This is a genomic window from Bradyrhizobium sp. CCGUVB23 (genome assembly GCF_024199885.1).
Classification (GTDB): domain Bacteria; phylum Pseudomonadota; class Alphaproteobacteria; order Rhizobiales; family Xanthobacteraceae; genus Bradyrhizobium.
This window is the reverse complement of sequence record NZ_JANADQ010000001.1, coordinates 2,365,693-2,379,952: the sequence shown is the minus strand read 5'-3', so window position 1 is coordinate 2,379,952 and position 14,260 is coordinate 2,365,693. Positions and strand designations below refer to the sequence as shown.

The following is a 14,260-nucleotide window of genomic DNA, read 5'->3' as shown; positions in this document are numbered from 1 at the left end:
AAAAATGCAGCTCGCCGCCGGTTGCCGGAATAATCGCGGTGCCGGAACTATGCCAGTAATTCCGCTGGCGGAATTATCGTCATCGCTTCGCCATCCAGACGCCGCTCGACTGGTATCACAACAACTCCCAGTGCTCCCCACTTACCTCGGCCACGCCTGCGTGCGTGATGCCTATTGGTATCTCTCCGCCTGCCCCGAATTGATGGAAGAAGTTAAACGCTTCCACCCGAATTGCCGCGCGGCAGCTTCATCCAGACCCTCGAGCTCACCGACATTGCTACCGGCTGGACGGAGTGCGCTCCTCTGATCGTGCGCGAACATACGCTGTTGAGTACGGTGTTGACGGAATTGCGCAAACAATTGCCCTTTGCGCTGGTCGGCCTCGATACGGACAATGACACCGTGTTCATGAACGAGACGCTGAAAGCCTACTGCGATGCGGCCACCATCGTCTTCACGCGCTGCTGGCCCTACCGGAAGAGCGATCAGGCGTTCGTCGAGCAGAAGAACGGCGCCGTCGTACGCAGGATGGTCGGCTATCGTCGGTTCGAGGGCCTGGAAACGGCCAAGCTGCTGGCTGAACTCTATCGATCGGCGCGGCTGTTCGTGAACTTCTTCCAACCCTCGTTCAAATTGATGGCCAAGCAGCGCGCCGGTGCTCGTGTGCGCAAGACATACAGCGCGCCGGCAACGCTACACCAGCGCTTGGCCGCCGACGCCCGCACGCCCGACGCGGTTCGCCACCATCTCCAAGAAATCTATGCCGCTCTCGACCCGGTCGCGTTGTTGCGCGACATCCGCGGCGCGCAGGAACGCCTCGCGGCGCTCGCGGATACCCAGCCAATCGCCCATCCTGCTGCGGCAGCGCAATCGATCGATCTCTTCCTGGCAAGCCTACGAACCGCCTGGAAGGACGGAGCTATGCAACCGACGGAGCGGCCAATCGTGAAAGCGAAAAGAGGCCGGCGGCGTCCCGACCCGCTCATCCGGGCAACGCCAGATTTGCGAAAATGGTTTGAAGCCGAGCCTTGGCGGACTGGTAGCGAACTGCTCTCCCGGTTGCAGGCGGAATATCCTGGACCTATCCGAACAAGCTTCTTCGAACGCTTCAACGTCGGCTTAAATCCTGGCGCAGCGAGCAAGCGAACGCGTTGTTGTTCGTTCCTACGGGGGAAACGCTGCTGGGGCATGAGGTCACAACAACCCAATGATGTGGCAGACGCCAGCGGAGGAGGCCGGGCGCTCCGAAACCCTGGCCATCTCCGCACCCGGCCTCCTCCTCAACCCAAGCCGGGAGCAAAACAAATGAGGCAACCGATCGCACTCGGGAGCAATCTGCCTGGGGACACACGCGCGGGCCTGAACCGGCCGAACTTGCCGGCACGGGCGGCTGGCAGCGCGGTCTCTCCGCGGTCGTCGCGGTCGGGCTGTGCTCGGGCGCGATCATGCTGCTCTTCTTTGGACTGGCGCAAGACCTCTTCTGGACCGGCGTCGGCGCCACACTGCTGATGGGTCTCGGCACGGCGGTGACCGTCGCGGCGATCGCAACGCTCGCGGTCAGCGCGCGCGACATCGCCGGCCGTGTTGCCAAGGCTCAGGCCGGCTTTGGCATGCTCGCGATCCGGGCGCTCGAGGTCGCGGCGTCGGTGGCGATTGTTGCCTTCGGTGCCCTGCTGCTAGCCGGTTACAGAGCAACTCTGGATGTTCTCGCGGTGATGCCCGCGACGAAGGAAGCGGAGAAGAGGTTACGGCCTGCAAGTCGGCACGGGGCTCGCGGGCCGCTCAGGATCCCGGCGGTAACGAGCGAGGATCGGTTCGAGCATCTCATTCGACCAGAATTTCGGAGCGCCGATCTCCTTCAGGCAAAGGGCGTTCCAATAAGGGCCATTGGACGAAAACGATCGGCGCGCCGAAACGGCTTGCGCAACCGCCTTGATGTCCTGCGCTTCCGGGTAGATGTAGACTGTCGTCGGTTCATCGAGCAGCGGAATGATCTGTTCTGCGTCGGATCGCGACCAACTCGTGCATCCATTGCTGCGTCCGCTCGCGTAGTCCACGAGGGTTCCGACCGGAACGCAACCATTCACATTGGCATACGGACTGCGCGCCATGCTTCGATAATGGATGCCCTTCAGGACAATGGCTGCATGTCCGCCGATCGCACGCTCCCTGGCATTGGCGGTCTCTCCCTCGCCATCGAACTGAACGAACGAGCGCATCAGGATGGCCTCCCGTTTTGCGGCGTTGCGAAAGTAACCCTTGAAGGAGGCTTTCGTCTCGGCCGTCACATAGGCGCCGCCGGTCGTCAGATTCGAGTCCAGTGCATTGCCGAAATTTTTCGCGCACTCCTTTCCGTTCGCGAAATTCACCGCGCCCTTGATATTGCGGCCGCTGCCGTGCCCCGCGGACATCGCGCGAAATGACCGGTCGGCTTCGCAGATCTCGTAGAAGCGCTTTCCCAATCCGCCATCGCTCGGCCGCGTCGCGTCCATGGCGAAATAGCAGGGGTTTTTGACGACGGCTGCCGCGACCTTTCGCAGGTAGAGAGCGCGCGCTCTCTGCAGGACCACTGGGACGATCTGTCCCTCGCCGTCTCCGACATGGTTCTTCAACCAGGCCGGAGTTTCCGACGGCTGTTCCACCGCCAAGGCTCCAGCCGCAAGCCAAGCGGCGATCGTCACGCCGAGCGCGAACCGCCCGAGCACGGCCAATCCAGCCCGCAACGGATCGCCGCCACGGCTGCCATTCAGGCGGCCTGATCGGCGCGTCGCCAGGCTGGAAATGGATCTGACAGCTTTGCCCATTCGGCAACATCCATTGCAGGCCTGCCCGGCACGAGGCAGGCATCGAGCCGCGCGCGGATCGCCCCTTCGTCCATGCCGACGCCGATGAATACGATTTCCTGGCGGCGGTCGCCATAGATCTCGTTCCAGTGCTTCCGCAGATTTTTGCGCCAGAAGGGATCGTCGGGCCAGCGTTCGGCAGGAACGGCCGCCCACCAGAATCCCAATGCTCCGGTTCGCATGATCGAACCCGCCTGGCTGATCTCGCCGAGCCATTGCGGCCGGGTCGCCAGCCAGAAATGACCTTTCGCCCGGACGACACCCGGCCAAGGCTGCTTGATGAACTGGTCGAACTTGGCGGGATCGAACGGCCTGCGGCCGCGGTAGACGAAGTTCGTCACGCCGTATTCTTCGCTCTCGGGCACGTGCTCGGCGAAGCCATAGAGCTCCTTGTACCAGAGCGGGTGCTGCTGGGCCTTCTCAAAGTCGAAGCGGCCGGTGTCGAGTACGCGATCGAAGGGCACACGGCTGTGGTTTGCCTCGATGATATCGGCCTCCGGATTGAGCGAGCGGATAATCTTGCGCGCCGCTTCGCGCTGAGCTTCCGTGGCGTCGTCGACCTTGTTGAGCACCACCACATCAGCAAACTCGATCTGCTCCACAAGCAGGTCGACCAGCGTTCGTCTGTCGTCTTCCAGTGCCTCGCCGCGATCCTGCAGAAAGTCGGTCGACGAATAGTCCTTGAGTAGGTTCACGGCGTCGACCACGGTGACCATGGTGTCGAGGCGTGCCACGTCGGAGAGGCTTTCGCCGTCTTCGGAGCGGAAGTCGAAGGTTGCCGCCACTGGCAGCGGCTCGGAGATGCCGGTGGATTCGATCAGGAGATAATCGAAGCGGCCGCTCTCGGCGAGGGCGCGCACCTCCTTCAGAAGGTCGTCCCTCAGCGTGCAGCAGATGCAGCCGTTGGTCATCTCGACGAGCTTCTCATCGGTCCGGGACAGGTTCGCACCGCCATCGCGAACCAGATCCGCGTCGATGTTCACCTCGCTCATGTCGTTGACGATCACTGCCACCTTCAGGCCGTGCCGGTTGTTCAGGACGTGGTTCAGCAAAGTGGTCTTTCCAGCCCCGAGGAAACCGGACAAGACGGTGACGGGGAGTATTTGCATGGAGATCGAAGAGCCTTTTTCAAGGAGATAGGGTGAGAGCGGTGGAGTGGCACACGAGGAGCCTGCCAATGTAATGTTATAACATTACATTGATCGACCTCAATTCGCCTGTCAAGGCGCATGACTGCCTAAATTAGGCTTCATTGCAAGTGGCCCGCGCAGCCCGGCGCGCCCTACACCTACGTCATCACTAAGGGGTTTTGGTGCATTTCGGCTGGCGACGCTGCGCGATCTGCCGGACATGGACACGCTGGAGGACGCCGGCCTGCTCAGTAAGGACAAAATGTTGGCGGGAGAGTTGCCGGATCCCTTGCCGGCAGATGATGAAGAGCATGACGATGACGAAAAAGCTGCAGATTGGACAGAGACAGGCTAGCCTCAGTGAGCGGCCTCTGTCGATTCTATCCCCAACCCGCAAGTGTCCCGCCCCGAGACATAAAACCTTGGCACAGGTTGTGCTGACTAATGGGAGCCGGGATTTTGCATCACCCTCCCGGGGCTCGATAAGCGCCGCCTGCAAGCTATTTCAAGCAGGTGGCGTTTTTATTCGGTGTCCCAATTCGATTTTGCAGGTGTGTCAATTCGGACAAGGACTGACGGGCGGGGGCGGTGGCGACGACGCCCGGGGGAATCTTCAACGCTACACCTTGCCGATCTCATTCATCCCTAAATTGAGGGTGAGTTACCGATGCAGCGAGACCGAACTTTGGACCACTCGAAACTAGAGTTTTACGACTCTAAACACGTTGGCGGGCTGGATGCGCCGACGTGGTTCTGCAGCAAAATCGGCGGTCGATTGCCGATCGCCCCGTGAGGCCTTTCCTCATTATACAACAAGGCTTGAGAACGCCCACGGGACCGTGTGCCGTGAGGTTCTCCAGAAACGGGCGATAGGCGCTTTCGTTGACGTAAAGTCAGCGCGCAACCTGTCTCGAGCGTTACCACCGTCAAGAAAAGAACGAGAGGCCAATTGACATCAATCTGCAATTAAAGGGTCGAATGGCACATCCAGCTACCCCGTTGGATGCAACAGATATCACAATGCATGTTGGACCCACACATTCGGCTCCACGTAAACTCCATAATTCTGCTCAACCGATACAAGTACCGGTACCAATGCACCCTCGACCTCTGCCTGGCCCGAACAATTGAAGGCTGCCCCTGTCCATTGCGTCCACTCCGCGATGGTCCCAACGATGGTCATGGAGTAGGGAGCGATCTTCAATATCTTGCCTCCGGCGCGGACGTGAGTTCGCAACCACGTGTCCGTTGGCAAACCGTCGGCACGGTGCAATGTGACATACTCGCGCATTGCCTTCCGCGAGTCGAGTTGCTTTTGGCTGGGCCGGACAGGGGCAAACATTTCTGCAAAGCCCATTTTCTTCGCGCACGCCTTCAAGGCATTCAACATCGCCAGTGCATTGCCAATGCCCCTCGCCTTGGGGACAAGGGCGATTTCGAGCGCGCTTATCGTCGTCGGCCTACGTCCAACAAGCCTGTCTTCGTGAGCCCAGCGGATAACCTGGTCCCAGCCGCCGTCAGGCAATTCGGAGCGGCCCTCGATGTTGAAGGCAAATGGAACACCAAAAGCGCGCCCGACGATCTCGCCATCGAGAAGTGCTCCAAAGGCGTAGTCGAGGTAATCGAAAAACACAGATCGCCCAAAGTAGAGCTCTGACGTCGCGTCATGTCGCATGAACTCGGGCCACACCTCCTCCAAGTCATTCGAAAAGACCAATGGGATCAGATCTGGTCGCTCCCGCAATGAGAATATCTGTATCTTCATTCTTCGTAACACCATTGCAGCGAGCACGAGAGCTTGTCTTAGAGACTCTGCAACCAGATTTCTAGCTCGTCTTAATCATGAGTGCCGGGCGGGCTGCTGGAACATTTCCGGTCGGGGTTGAAGGCGCGCGCGAACGCAACGGGCTTTTTCGCCGCTTTTCGACCGGACTTCCTGAACGCGTTGGAGGACGGCGGCGGGGATGACCGGGGCTCATGCCCCGAGCGTCAGGACGCTTGCGGGACCAGAGCGTTTGCCGCGCCGCGGAACAGGTTGGCGTCGGCGCACGCTGCAGCGAAGGCCAGACGTACGCGGGTGGCGGTCTCGACGACACGGGCTGCGATCTTGAGAAATGTGAGCCTGATGGTGTTGAATTCGGCGGTTGCCAGATCACGCGGCTTCGGGATGGCGTCGCGCATGGCGAGGATGAGCCAATAGGCGGCGGCGTGGACGAGGCGGACCAGGTTGGCGATCGCCGAGCGGCAGCTGGTGCGATCGGAGGCGGGCTGGGTCTTGTGCAGCTTGATTAGGTTCTCGGCCTGTCCGCGTGCCCGGTAGAGGCTATCATAGATCCACCCCGCCGTGCTGATATTCAGGCTGGTGACGACGTGGCGGATGTCGAGCCCTTGTTGGGGTGCTTCGATGCGGGCGATGACGCGGCGCTCACGATGCCAGGAACCTGCCGCGTGGCTGGTCTCGGTGTAGCCGCGAACCAAGATCTTGTTCGCGACCGCACGTTCGGTTCGAACTGCATCACCGACCTCGTTGACCTTTCTGGCGAGCGGCTTTGTGCCGGCCAGCGCGAAGATGTAATCGACGCCGTTTTGCTCGCAAAAAGTCATCGCCTTGGGGCAGGCGTAATGGCTGTCGCCGCGGAAGGTGATACGCGTATCGGGCCAGCGCCGGCGAATGCGCCGAACCAGGCGGCGCAGATGTGCTCGCACCTCGATGCCGCTCGGCGTCTTGCCGGGGCGCAGCATGACCGCAACAGGCCGGCTGTGCTCGGTGTCGTAGACGTGGATCGGCAGGAAGCAGTGTTCGTCATAATGGGCGTTGAACAGCGAGAGTTGCTGACGGCCATGCACCACGTCGACCGTGTCGTCGATGTCGAGCCTGATCGAGCTCGGGTTCGCGCTTGCCCTCGTCGGACAAGCGTAACCGGCATGAGGCACCCACCTCGCCATCCTTCGGCTCGGCTGCAATACAGCTTGGCATGAGCTGATCGGTGGAGGTGGAGCGATGGCAAATGCCATGCTTGATGCCAGGCAGGAAGGTGACTCCTATCGTCGCGTCGAGGTGATCACTGGGGAGCGCCGACGGCGACGGTGGACGGGCGAGGAGAAGGCCCGGATCGTGGCGGAGAGCTTTGAGGCGGGTGCGAACATCTCCGAGGTGGCGCGGCGCAACGACGTTTCCCGCGGGCTGCTCACGGTGTGGCGACGCCAAGGAGCGGCGGCGGTAGCCGGCAAGGCGCCAAACTTCGTGCCGATTCAAATTGGCGCCGGAATCGGTGGCGAGACAGCTGGCGAGTCCGAGCGTGCTTCGCCGGCACAGACGAAGGCTTTGGAGATCGCCGCGCCCTCGGCCAAGGTCTGCGGGGTGATCGAGATCGAGGTGAGCGGAGCGCGCATCCGCGTCGAGCCGGGCGTGGAGTTGGCGACGCTGTCGACGGTGCTGGCGGCGCTCCGGGGTTGCCGGTGATTGCGTTACGGTCCGACCTCAAGGTGGTGTTAGCGACACAGCCGATCGATTTCCGCAAGTCGGTGCACACGCTGTCGGCGCTGGTGAGCGAAGCGCTGCGTGCGAACCCGTATTGCGGTGACGTCTTCGTGTTCCGCAGCAAGCGCATGGACAGAGTGAAGCTTCTGGCGTGGGACGGCAGCGGCATGGTGCTGGTGACGAAGTGGTTGCACGAGGGACGCTTCACCTGGCCGCCGATCCGCGACGGCGTGGTGCATCTGAGTGCGACGCAGCTTGCGATGCTGCTCGATGGCCTCGAGTGGACGCGTGTCTCACCCAAGCCTGTGAAGCAGCCGGCCGTTGTCGGCTGAGAGGTGGGGATTTCGCTGGAGCCTGTGGCGCGCGGATGTATCGTCTGGTCATGGCGATTCGCCCCGATGCTCTCCCGACCGATCCGTCAGCTCTGACCGAGATGGTGCTCGCGCTTGACGCAGAGAACGAGAAGCTGCGTGTGGCGATGCAGACGCTCAGGGAGATGATCTTCGGGAAGCGCTCGGAGCGACTTGCGGTGCTCGTGGACAAGCAACTCGCGCTTGAGCTGGGCGATCTCGAGACCGACGCCACGTTGCCGGTGCAGGCCAACGACGATGCGCCTGCGGCGAAGCCGCCCGGCAAGGTGCGCAAGAAGGCGCGCCGCAACATCGGCGCACTCCCAAAGCACCTGCCGCGCTGCGAGCAGCGGCTGGAGCCGGAGGCGACGGCGTGCCCGTGCTGCCGGGGTCAGCTCCACAAGATCGGCGAGGACGTCAGCGAGGTGCTGGACATCATCCCGGCGATCCTGCGGGTGCTGCGCACGATCCGTCCCAAATATGGCTGCGCAGCTGCACCGATGGTGTGGTCCAAGCGAAGGTGCTGCCGCGCCTGATCGAGAGCGGCATGGCCTCGACCGCACTCGTGAGCCACGTGGTGGTCTCGAAGTTCGCCTGGTATCTGCCGCTGTACCGACAGGTGCAAATTCTGGCCGGCCAGGGTGTCCATCTCGACCGGGCGACGCTGGCCGGCTGGGTGAAGCGTGCGGCCTGGTGGCTCAGGAGCCTCTATGAGCTTCAGCTGCGCACGATCCAGGCCTCGCCTCGCGTGTTCTGCGATGAGACGCCAATGCCAGTGCTCGATCCCGGACGACATCGCCCTCGCATCTGCCAGTTCTGGGCACATGCCATGGATGACCGGCCATGGGGCGGCCCCTCGCCGCCGGCGGTCGCCTACGTGTTCGCTGACGGCCGCGGCACGGAGGAGATCGCCGGACAGTTGAAGGGCTTTTCCGGCATTCTGCAGGTGGATGGTTATGCTGCCTACAAGGCGCTTGCCCGCGGTCATGGCGGCGCGATCCAGCTGGCTTTTTGTCTCGCCCATGCCCGACGCAAATTCGTCGAGGTCTACAAGACGATGCAGTCGCCATTCGCGCGTGAGGTGATCGAACGCCTGCAGGCGGTCTATGCGATCGAGGCGGAGATCCGCGGCAGCAGTGCCGAGCAGCGGCTTGCCGCCCGCCGCACCAGGAGCGCACCGCTGACGGCGGCGCTCAAGGCGCGACTGACCGAGATGGTCGACCAGCTCTTCTCGCAGTCGAAGCTGGCGGAGGCCATCAACTATGCGCTCAATCACTGGGACGGGTTGACGCTGTTTCTCAGCGACGGCCGCGTCGAGGTCGACAGCAATACGGTCGAGCGTTCCATGCGCCCGATTGCCATGGGAAGACGCAACTCATTGTTCAGCGGCAGCGAAGACGGCGCCGAGAGCTGGGCGATCCTGGCGTCGATCGTGAACACGGCAAAACTCCACGATCTCGATCCGCAGGCCTACCTGGCCGACGTGCTGGAACGCATCGTCTCCGGGCGAACCAAGAGCCATCAGCTCCACGAGCTGCTCGCCTGGAGCTGGAAGGCGGCCCGCCAGCGCATCGCACAGGCTGCAGCATGAGCCCACGTCGCCCTAAAGCTTCATCGTCTATGGCGGCCGCCGCGATGCCGCTTGCGGAGCTCGAGCGATGGCTCCAGGCTCGCGTCGATCAGCATCCTGCCGCCACCAGTCTCCCCATGCTCGACGGCTACGTCGCCGCGATCGTGGCCGGACCGGTGTCGATGAGCCCGCTCGACTGGATCTGCCCACTGCTCGCCATCGATGTCGATGCTTTCAACCACGGCGGCACCCCGGAGTTCGCCGCGATCTCCGCCGTCGCGCTGCGTCATAACGAGATCAGCCAGGTCCTTTCTACCACGCCTAACCAGTTCGCCCCGATGCACCGGCGTCAACCCAATGGCGACGTCGATCCGCGACCATGGTGTCAGGGATTCTACGCCGCGATGCGGCTCAGGCTGTCGGCTTGGGCGCCATTGCTGGACGCCAGCAACGTCAATCACCGTCTGCTTCTGCCTATCCTGCTGCACAGTCGCGACGATCAGGGCGGTCCGCTACTCGGACCGCCACGGACCGGCCGCGAGCCCCGAGACTTTCTGCGCAACGCCCACCACGATATTCCAATGACCGTCGAGGCCTTGCGCCAGCACTGGATGCCGATCCGCTACGCACGCGCCCGCTGATCACCACAGATGTGGGACCTCATACCGGTTACGGACAAGCGTAGATGTGCTCGAGCAGCAGCCCGATGACGAACCGTCTCTCGGTCTCCGGCCGCTCCTTCTGGCAGCAGACGGTGCGATCTCGTGATCGACCCAGTCCCAGTCGAGTCTTGCCGCCAAGCTGCGCCAGCACATGCTGGACATCGATAATGATGCAGCCTGCCTCGATCGCCTTCCAGTCGTCTTCGGTTGCTTCGGTCGCATCACTTCCGTTGCGACGAGGGAATCACGATTGCTGACTCGAGGCTACCTTGAGAGTGGACTCGCAGGCTTTTGAGGCGTCAACTCTCGAAAGCCCGCAATCTCAAACCCACCAGCGTGCCAAAAACCGAATCCCGCTCAGCGGTTTGCGCACTGTTCCACGGACGACACATTATGCGAAGCGATCGATGCGCGGGATCTTGCATCGTCACGAGTGATGGTACCTGCCACTCGCTGGGGGCTCGCACCACCGCCGCTTAAACGGCGAGATAGCAATCACGTTCAGGTGCGACCTCGTCGATGCGCCCGACTTCACGGGCAATACTCAGCTGAAAGTAAGAGCGCGCTCAAGATACCAAGAAGGGTCATCGCCAGTCGAGTCTGTCTCTACGCTTGCTTCGCTCGAATTCGCCTCGATACCTGCTTCAGTATCGCTATCACCGCCTTCAGCCTTTGAAAGATACAGTGCGGGTTTGTCTGACCGCTGCCATTCATCGTCAGCGTTCTTCGTCCACTTTTCGGGATGCTGGGTCGGATCAAGCGCCCAGTGATTGCCACCCAAATGAACAAACCCCATCTCCGCTAGACGGGGTTCCACGCCTGGCAAGGCAGGACGTGACATGACCAACGGCTGATCGCCGTCTTGCCGAAGTTGATGTTCCAGCAGAATATCACCTGCGTTCTCGACAAGCGGATGGCTAAGCCGAAGATCTACAACGGACGTGAACTCATTGCGTCCGAATTGTCGCTGAAGCCGGTCCCCTCTAACGCGAACGGGGCCTCCTGCTCTTAGAAGCCCAACAGTTGTGTCGCCCAATCGATAGCGGAAAAATTTTGCCTTGTTGTTAGGATCGTCTGTCGTGCTGGCGTAACCTCTCGCGACCATTGCCGCGCGCTCAGCTTTTGTGGATACAAAATCCGAGTACTCTCGTGGATTATCGGCGATGTGTTTGATTTCGTCGCCGAAAAATTCCCTCACTTCTCTGTTGAAGGTATCTCTTTGGATCTCCTCAATCGGTGGGGTGGAAACGAGAGAGTATGGCCGCGTGCTAGCCGACGACGAACTGCCTGGCTCCATGCTTGCAAGGGTTCCCTCGAAGCGCTGGCTATCGCCTGACTCGCCTGATTCATCAGTCCGGCTAGCGCCTGCGGATTGGCTGGCTGAAATGCTGTGGCCATACATCAGATTCTCGCTCCTATTGGCAGATTTGTTACTACGGAGCTCTTGGGAGCTCTTGCCGTTCAAGCTTCGTGGACCACATACAACCTCCAGCTGACTGCAATCTGACACACGCAGACGTCACGCATCTGTCCCCGCACTTGGCGGACCAGGCTATCGCGATCGTGGCAACACGCCCGACTCGAGCATCTCACCTCATCAGCGAGCGTAAGATCGCCAAGAACGCGATGATGATATCATCACCAGCAATACGAGTAGGCTTGGACGCAATCGAGTTCTTGACGTCAGGCCCGTCCTAATCACGCAAGCGTACCGTTGCTTGTTCGTCTGAGCGGAGGGTGTGTCGCATGGCAACCGATGAACCAGCCCGACCGACCGCCCAACGACGTAGATCTGCTCCATCAGATCTGCGTTACTTATTGAGCCACTTCTGGTTCAAATCCGCGTCATCGAGCGTTCGGAACCCGTGCCTCTCCCAGAACTTCGCTGAATTGCGGACGGCGACCAGCGAGAGGTTGGGAAAGCCGGCTTTTGCCGCGTATCTGACCAGCTTAAGCACGACCTCGGACGCCGCACCGTTGCCGCGCGCTTCCGGCAACAACGCGATGTCGTGAATATAGTAGGTCGATGCAGGCTCGGGCACGCCACCCACAAGCACATTCAGCGCGGGAGGCTTATTGAAGTGCCAAGGATGGCTGACGATATAGCCGGCCAGGCCGTCCCGCGGGCGCTCAAGCACAAAACATCCCTCAGGGTACAGCTCCAGCCGCTCGGAGAAAACGACCTCATCCTCTGGGTAGTTCAGGTGGACGCGATCTGCGATGGCGCGAACTTCAGGAAGATGGTCAGGCTCCATCGCTCGCCACGGCATGCAAAAGTACTTTCAATGAACCTTTAGACAACCACTAGCACCAAAATCCTATCCAGGACAGACCGGGTCCGGCGCTAAGCTACTCAAACCGTGTAACAACTGTGTTCTCTTCTTGCGCGATTGGGGCCGTGTCGAACTGGCCGTGGCGGAATTGATAGAGGCATCGGACTTTGCCAATGAGTGCCCTAGGGCAAGCCCCAGGTGCAGAACTGCTCAACGTTGGGGAAACCTTCACGGGCAATCCCGAGCCAAGCCCTCCCAGGGGCAGGGTGTAGAGACTAGCTGGATTCGCAGTAGATTCGCGTCGCTGTGCCAAGGATGGAGGCAAGCAGCGACGGAGTCCCCAATGGCGGTCCAACAACTTGCCCTCTGATATTGAGCGACGACGAGCGCGCCGGACTGACGTCGTTGACGATGCGGCGGAACGGCGCAGGTGCGGGCTCTAAGAGTCCGGATCGTGCTGACCTGTGCGGAAGGTGGTCAGAACACGGAAGTGGCGGCCAAGCTGGGGCTGGACCGGCAGACCTTAGCATTACAGTTGCTGTTTTGATTTGAAGTGGGCGCGTTGAGCGGCAGCCTGGTGAGCTCTGCGCCAGAAAGACCATGCGATGATGTGTGCGGGTTGAATCCGCTTTCGAGCAAGTCTGATAGCAATTCGGCGGATTTCCTGGATTGACCAACGGATCAGCGGTGGGGTGGTTGCGCTTTGGCTTTTGCCGGGGGGCGCCGTTTCGTTTTTTTGGGCGGTGGCGGGTTAGCGCGATGTCGGATCGCGGCCATTATGGCGAAGGCGAGCATCACCAAGGACACGTGACGGTGCCAGCCATGCCAGGATCTGCTTTCGTTGTGATCGAGCCCGAGCTCGTTTTTCGCGGTTTCAAAGCTGTCCTCGATCGCCCATCGATGGCCTTCGACCGCGACCAGCGTTTCAATGGCGGTTCCCGCTGGGCACCAGGTGGTGAAGAAGGCGAGGTCATCATCGGCGATGCGACGACGGATCAGTAGACCGCGTGTCCACAAGCCGTCATTTGCACTGTTGAACTGCTCGGCCTCGAGATCGGCCAACTCGAGATAACACCAATCGTGCAGCCGCGGTCCTTTGGTTCCGGCTCCCGCCGACAGGCGCTTCCAGTCGGATGAGCGTCGCGTCCGGGCGAGGTCTGCAGCCGTACCGGCGACCGGCGGTCGCTTGCCCCAGGATCGAAACACATGAGCGCTGCTGACCCCAAGCACGTAGCCTTTGCCTGCCCGACGTAGTTGCTGTTCGATGTTGCCAACACCGTAGACGGTATCACCGGCAACCCACTTGAATGGTACAGACGCGGCTATCGCGCGTGCGATCATTCTCGTCGCAAGCTTTGGTTTGGTCGCAAAGCCGACATCAGCAGGCACATAGGTGGCTTCCAGACGATCTGGATCGTCGGTCCATTCCTTCGGAAGATACAACGCGCGATCGATGAACGCATGGCCATGACGCGAAACGTAGGCAGCGAAGACGCCGATCTGGCAGTTCGTGATCTTCCCTGCCGAACCAGTGTATTGCCGCGCCACTCCGCATGACGCTTTGCCTTGTTTGAGAAAACCGGTCTCGTCGATCACCAGCACCGCATCGTCATCCGCCAAATGCTCGATGACATAGTCGCGCACGATATCGCGCAGGGCATCGGCGTCCCAATCCCCACGACCCAGAATCGCCTGCTGCCGCCATGGGCCAGGATCGCCTGCCGCCTCCGCGCGCATCCAACCGGTCTTGCGCTGCTCATCTCCGAGCAGACCTTCCAGGAACAGACCCGCATTCGTCGCAACACGCTCTTGCGTGAACAACGGACGTATCCGCTGCTTGATCTCTCGAAGCGACGCCGCCCACAACGCAAGCGTCTCCTCAACCGACGCGGCCCGCGCCCACGACATTCGAATCATGGTTGCCCATGGATTCAGAACTCCGCGAAAAACG

General features: G+C 61.1%; 10 protein-coding genes and 4 pseudogenes. 7 read left to right on the top strand and 7 right to left on the bottom strand.

Going from position 1 to position 14,260, the window contains the following annotated elements:
- Positions 1-237 precede the first annotated feature (237 nt).
- Together NLN62_RS10940 and NLN62_RS10935 are read left to right on the top strand one after the other, a co-directional pair.
- A pseudogene (locus NLN62_RS10940) lies at positions 238-1,211 on the top strand (ISNCY family transposase); the annotation flags it as partial.
- A gap of 234 nt (positions 1,212-1,445) precedes the next feature.
- Positions 1,446-1,628 (top strand): annotated as a pseudogene (locus NLN62_RS10935) (nickel transporter); the annotation flags it as partial.
- Positions 1,629-1,745: 117 nt separating this feature from the next.
- Here the strand turns inward: NLN62_RS10935 and NLN62_RS10930 are convergent.
- The gene (locus tag NLN62_RS10930; RefSeq protein ID WP_254108749.1) at positions 1,746-2,804 is read right to left on the bottom strand and encodes a murein L,D-transpeptidase catalytic domain family protein; all 1,059 of its coding nucleotides are present in this window, start codon (positions 2,802-2,804) and stop codon (positions 1,746-1,748) included.
- The gene (gene zigA, locus NLN62_RS10925; protein WP_254103284.1) at positions 2,747-3,952 is read right to left on the bottom strand and encodes a zinc metallochaperone GTPase ZigA; all 1,206 of its coding nucleotides are present in this window, start codon (positions 3,950-3,952) and stop codon (positions 2,747-2,749) included. The genes NLN62_RS10930 and zigA overlap by 58 nt, the downstream gene beginning before the upstream one ends.
- A gap of 241 nt (positions 3,953-4,193) precedes the next feature.
- On the opposite strand from zigA, the gene NLN62_RS53400 reads away from it, so the two are divergent.
- A complete protein-coding gene (locus NLN62_RS53400; protein WP_371930031.1) occupies positions 4,194-4,328 on the top strand; it encodes a hypothetical protein in 135 nt (44 codons plus the stop codon).
- A gap of 660 nt (positions 4,329-4,988) precedes the next feature.
- Here NLN62_RS53400 and NLN62_RS10910 read toward each other — a convergent pair.
- Positions 4,989-5,648: a hypothetical protein gene (locus tag NLN62_RS10910; RefSeq protein ID WP_254113436.1), complete on the bottom strand. Its 660-nt coding sequence runs from the start codon at positions 5,646-5,648 to the stop codon at positions 4,989-4,991.
- A gap of 314 nt (positions 5,649-5,962) precedes the next feature.
- Positions 5,963-6,862 (bottom strand): annotated as a pseudogene (locus NLN62_RS10905) (IS1380 family transposase); the annotation flags it as partial.
- Positions 6,863-6,986: 124 nt separating this feature from the next.
- Between NLN62_RS10905 and NLN62_RS10900 the strand changes: the two are divergent.
- The 4 genes and pseudogenes from NLN62_RS10900 to NLN62_RS10885 all read left to right on the top strand — a co-directional run bounded on the left by NLN62_RS10900 (position 6,987) and on the right by NLN62_RS10885 (position 10,015).
- Positions 6,987-7,436 (top strand): transposase, encoded by a 450-nt coding sequence (locus NLN62_RS10900; protein WP_254108748.1) that lies wholly within the window; start codon positions 6,987-6,989, stop codon positions 7,434-7,436.
- Positions 7,433-7,786 (top strand): IS66 family insertion sequence element accessory protein TnpB, encoded by a 354-nt coding sequence (tnpB, locus tag NLN62_RS10895; protein WP_254103050.1) that lies wholly within the window; start codon positions 7,433-7,435, stop codon positions 7,784-7,786. The genes NLN62_RS10900 and tnpB overlap by 4 nt, the downstream gene beginning before the upstream one ends.
- 50 nt (positions 7,787-7,836) lie before the next feature.
- Positions 7,837-9,395, top strand: a pseudogene (locus NLN62_RS10890) (IS66 family transposase).
- A gap of 29 nt (positions 9,396-9,424) precedes the next feature.
- Positions 9,425-10,015 (top strand): UPF0149 family protein, encoded by a 591-nt coding sequence (locus NLN62_RS10885; protein WP_254108747.1) that lies wholly within the window; start codon positions 9,425-9,427, stop codon positions 10,013-10,015.
- A 565-nt stretch (positions 10,016-10,580) separates the two neighbouring features.
- Here NLN62_RS10885 and NLN62_RS10880 read toward each other — a convergent pair.
- The 3 genes from NLN62_RS10880 to NLN62_RS10870 form a co-directional block, all read right to left on the bottom strand.
- On the bottom strand, positions 10,581-11,438 hold the full coding sequence (locus NLN62_RS10880) for a host specificity protein (protein WP_254108746.1): 858 nt from the start codon (positions 11,436-11,438) through the stop codon (positions 10,581-10,583).
- 409 nt (positions 11,439-11,847) lie between these two features.
- Complete coding sequence (locus NLN62_RS10875) at positions 11,848-12,291, bottom strand: GNAT family N-acetyltransferase (protein ID WP_254108745.1); 444 nt, start codon at positions 12,289-12,291, stop codon at positions 11,848-11,850.
- Positions 12,292-12,990: 699 nt separating this feature from the next.
- Positions 12,991-14,226: an IS701 family transposase gene (locus NLN62_RS10870; RefSeq protein WP_254108561.1), complete on the bottom strand. Its 1,236-nt coding sequence runs from the start codon at positions 14,224-14,226 to the stop codon at positions 12,991-12,993.
- Between the last annotated feature and the right edge of the window lie 34 nt (positions 14,227-14,260).

Coding starts and splice junctions, on each gene's coding strand:
- NLN62_RS10930 (WP_254108749.1), bottom strand. CDS start 2,804: ATGGGCAAAGCTGTCAGATCCATTTCCAGCCTGGCGACGCGCCGATCA.
- zigA (WP_254103284.1), bottom strand. CDS start 3,952: ATGCAAATACTCCCCGTCACCGTCTTGTCCGGTTTCCTCGGGGCTGGA.
- NLN62_RS53400 (WP_371930031.1), top strand. CDS start 4,194: ATGGACACGCTGGAGGACGCCGGCCTGCTCAGTAAGGACAAAATGTTG.
- NLN62_RS10910 (WP_254113436.1), bottom strand. CDS start 5,648: ATGCGACATGACGCGACGTCAGAGCTCTACTTTGGGCGATCTGTGTTT.
- NLN62_RS10900 (WP_254108748.1), top strand. CDS start 6,987: ATGCTTGATGCCAGGCAGGAAGGTGACTCCTATCGTCGCGTCGAGGTG.
- NLN62_RS10885 (WP_254108747.1), top strand. CDS start 9,425: ATGGCGGCCGCCGCGATGCCGCTTGCGGAGCTCGAGCGATGGCTCCAG.
- NLN62_RS10880 (WP_254108746.1), bottom strand. CDS start 11,438: ATGTATGGCCACAGCATTTCAGCCAGCCAATCCGCAGGCGCTAGCCGG.
- NLN62_RS10875 (WP_254108745.1), bottom strand. CDS start 12,291: ATGGAGCCTGACCATCTTCCTGAAGTTCGCGCCATCGCAGATCGCGTC.
- NLN62_RS10870 (WP_254108561.1), bottom strand. CDS start 14,226: ATGATTCGAATGTCGTGGGCGCGGGCCGCGTCGGTTGAGGAGACGCTT.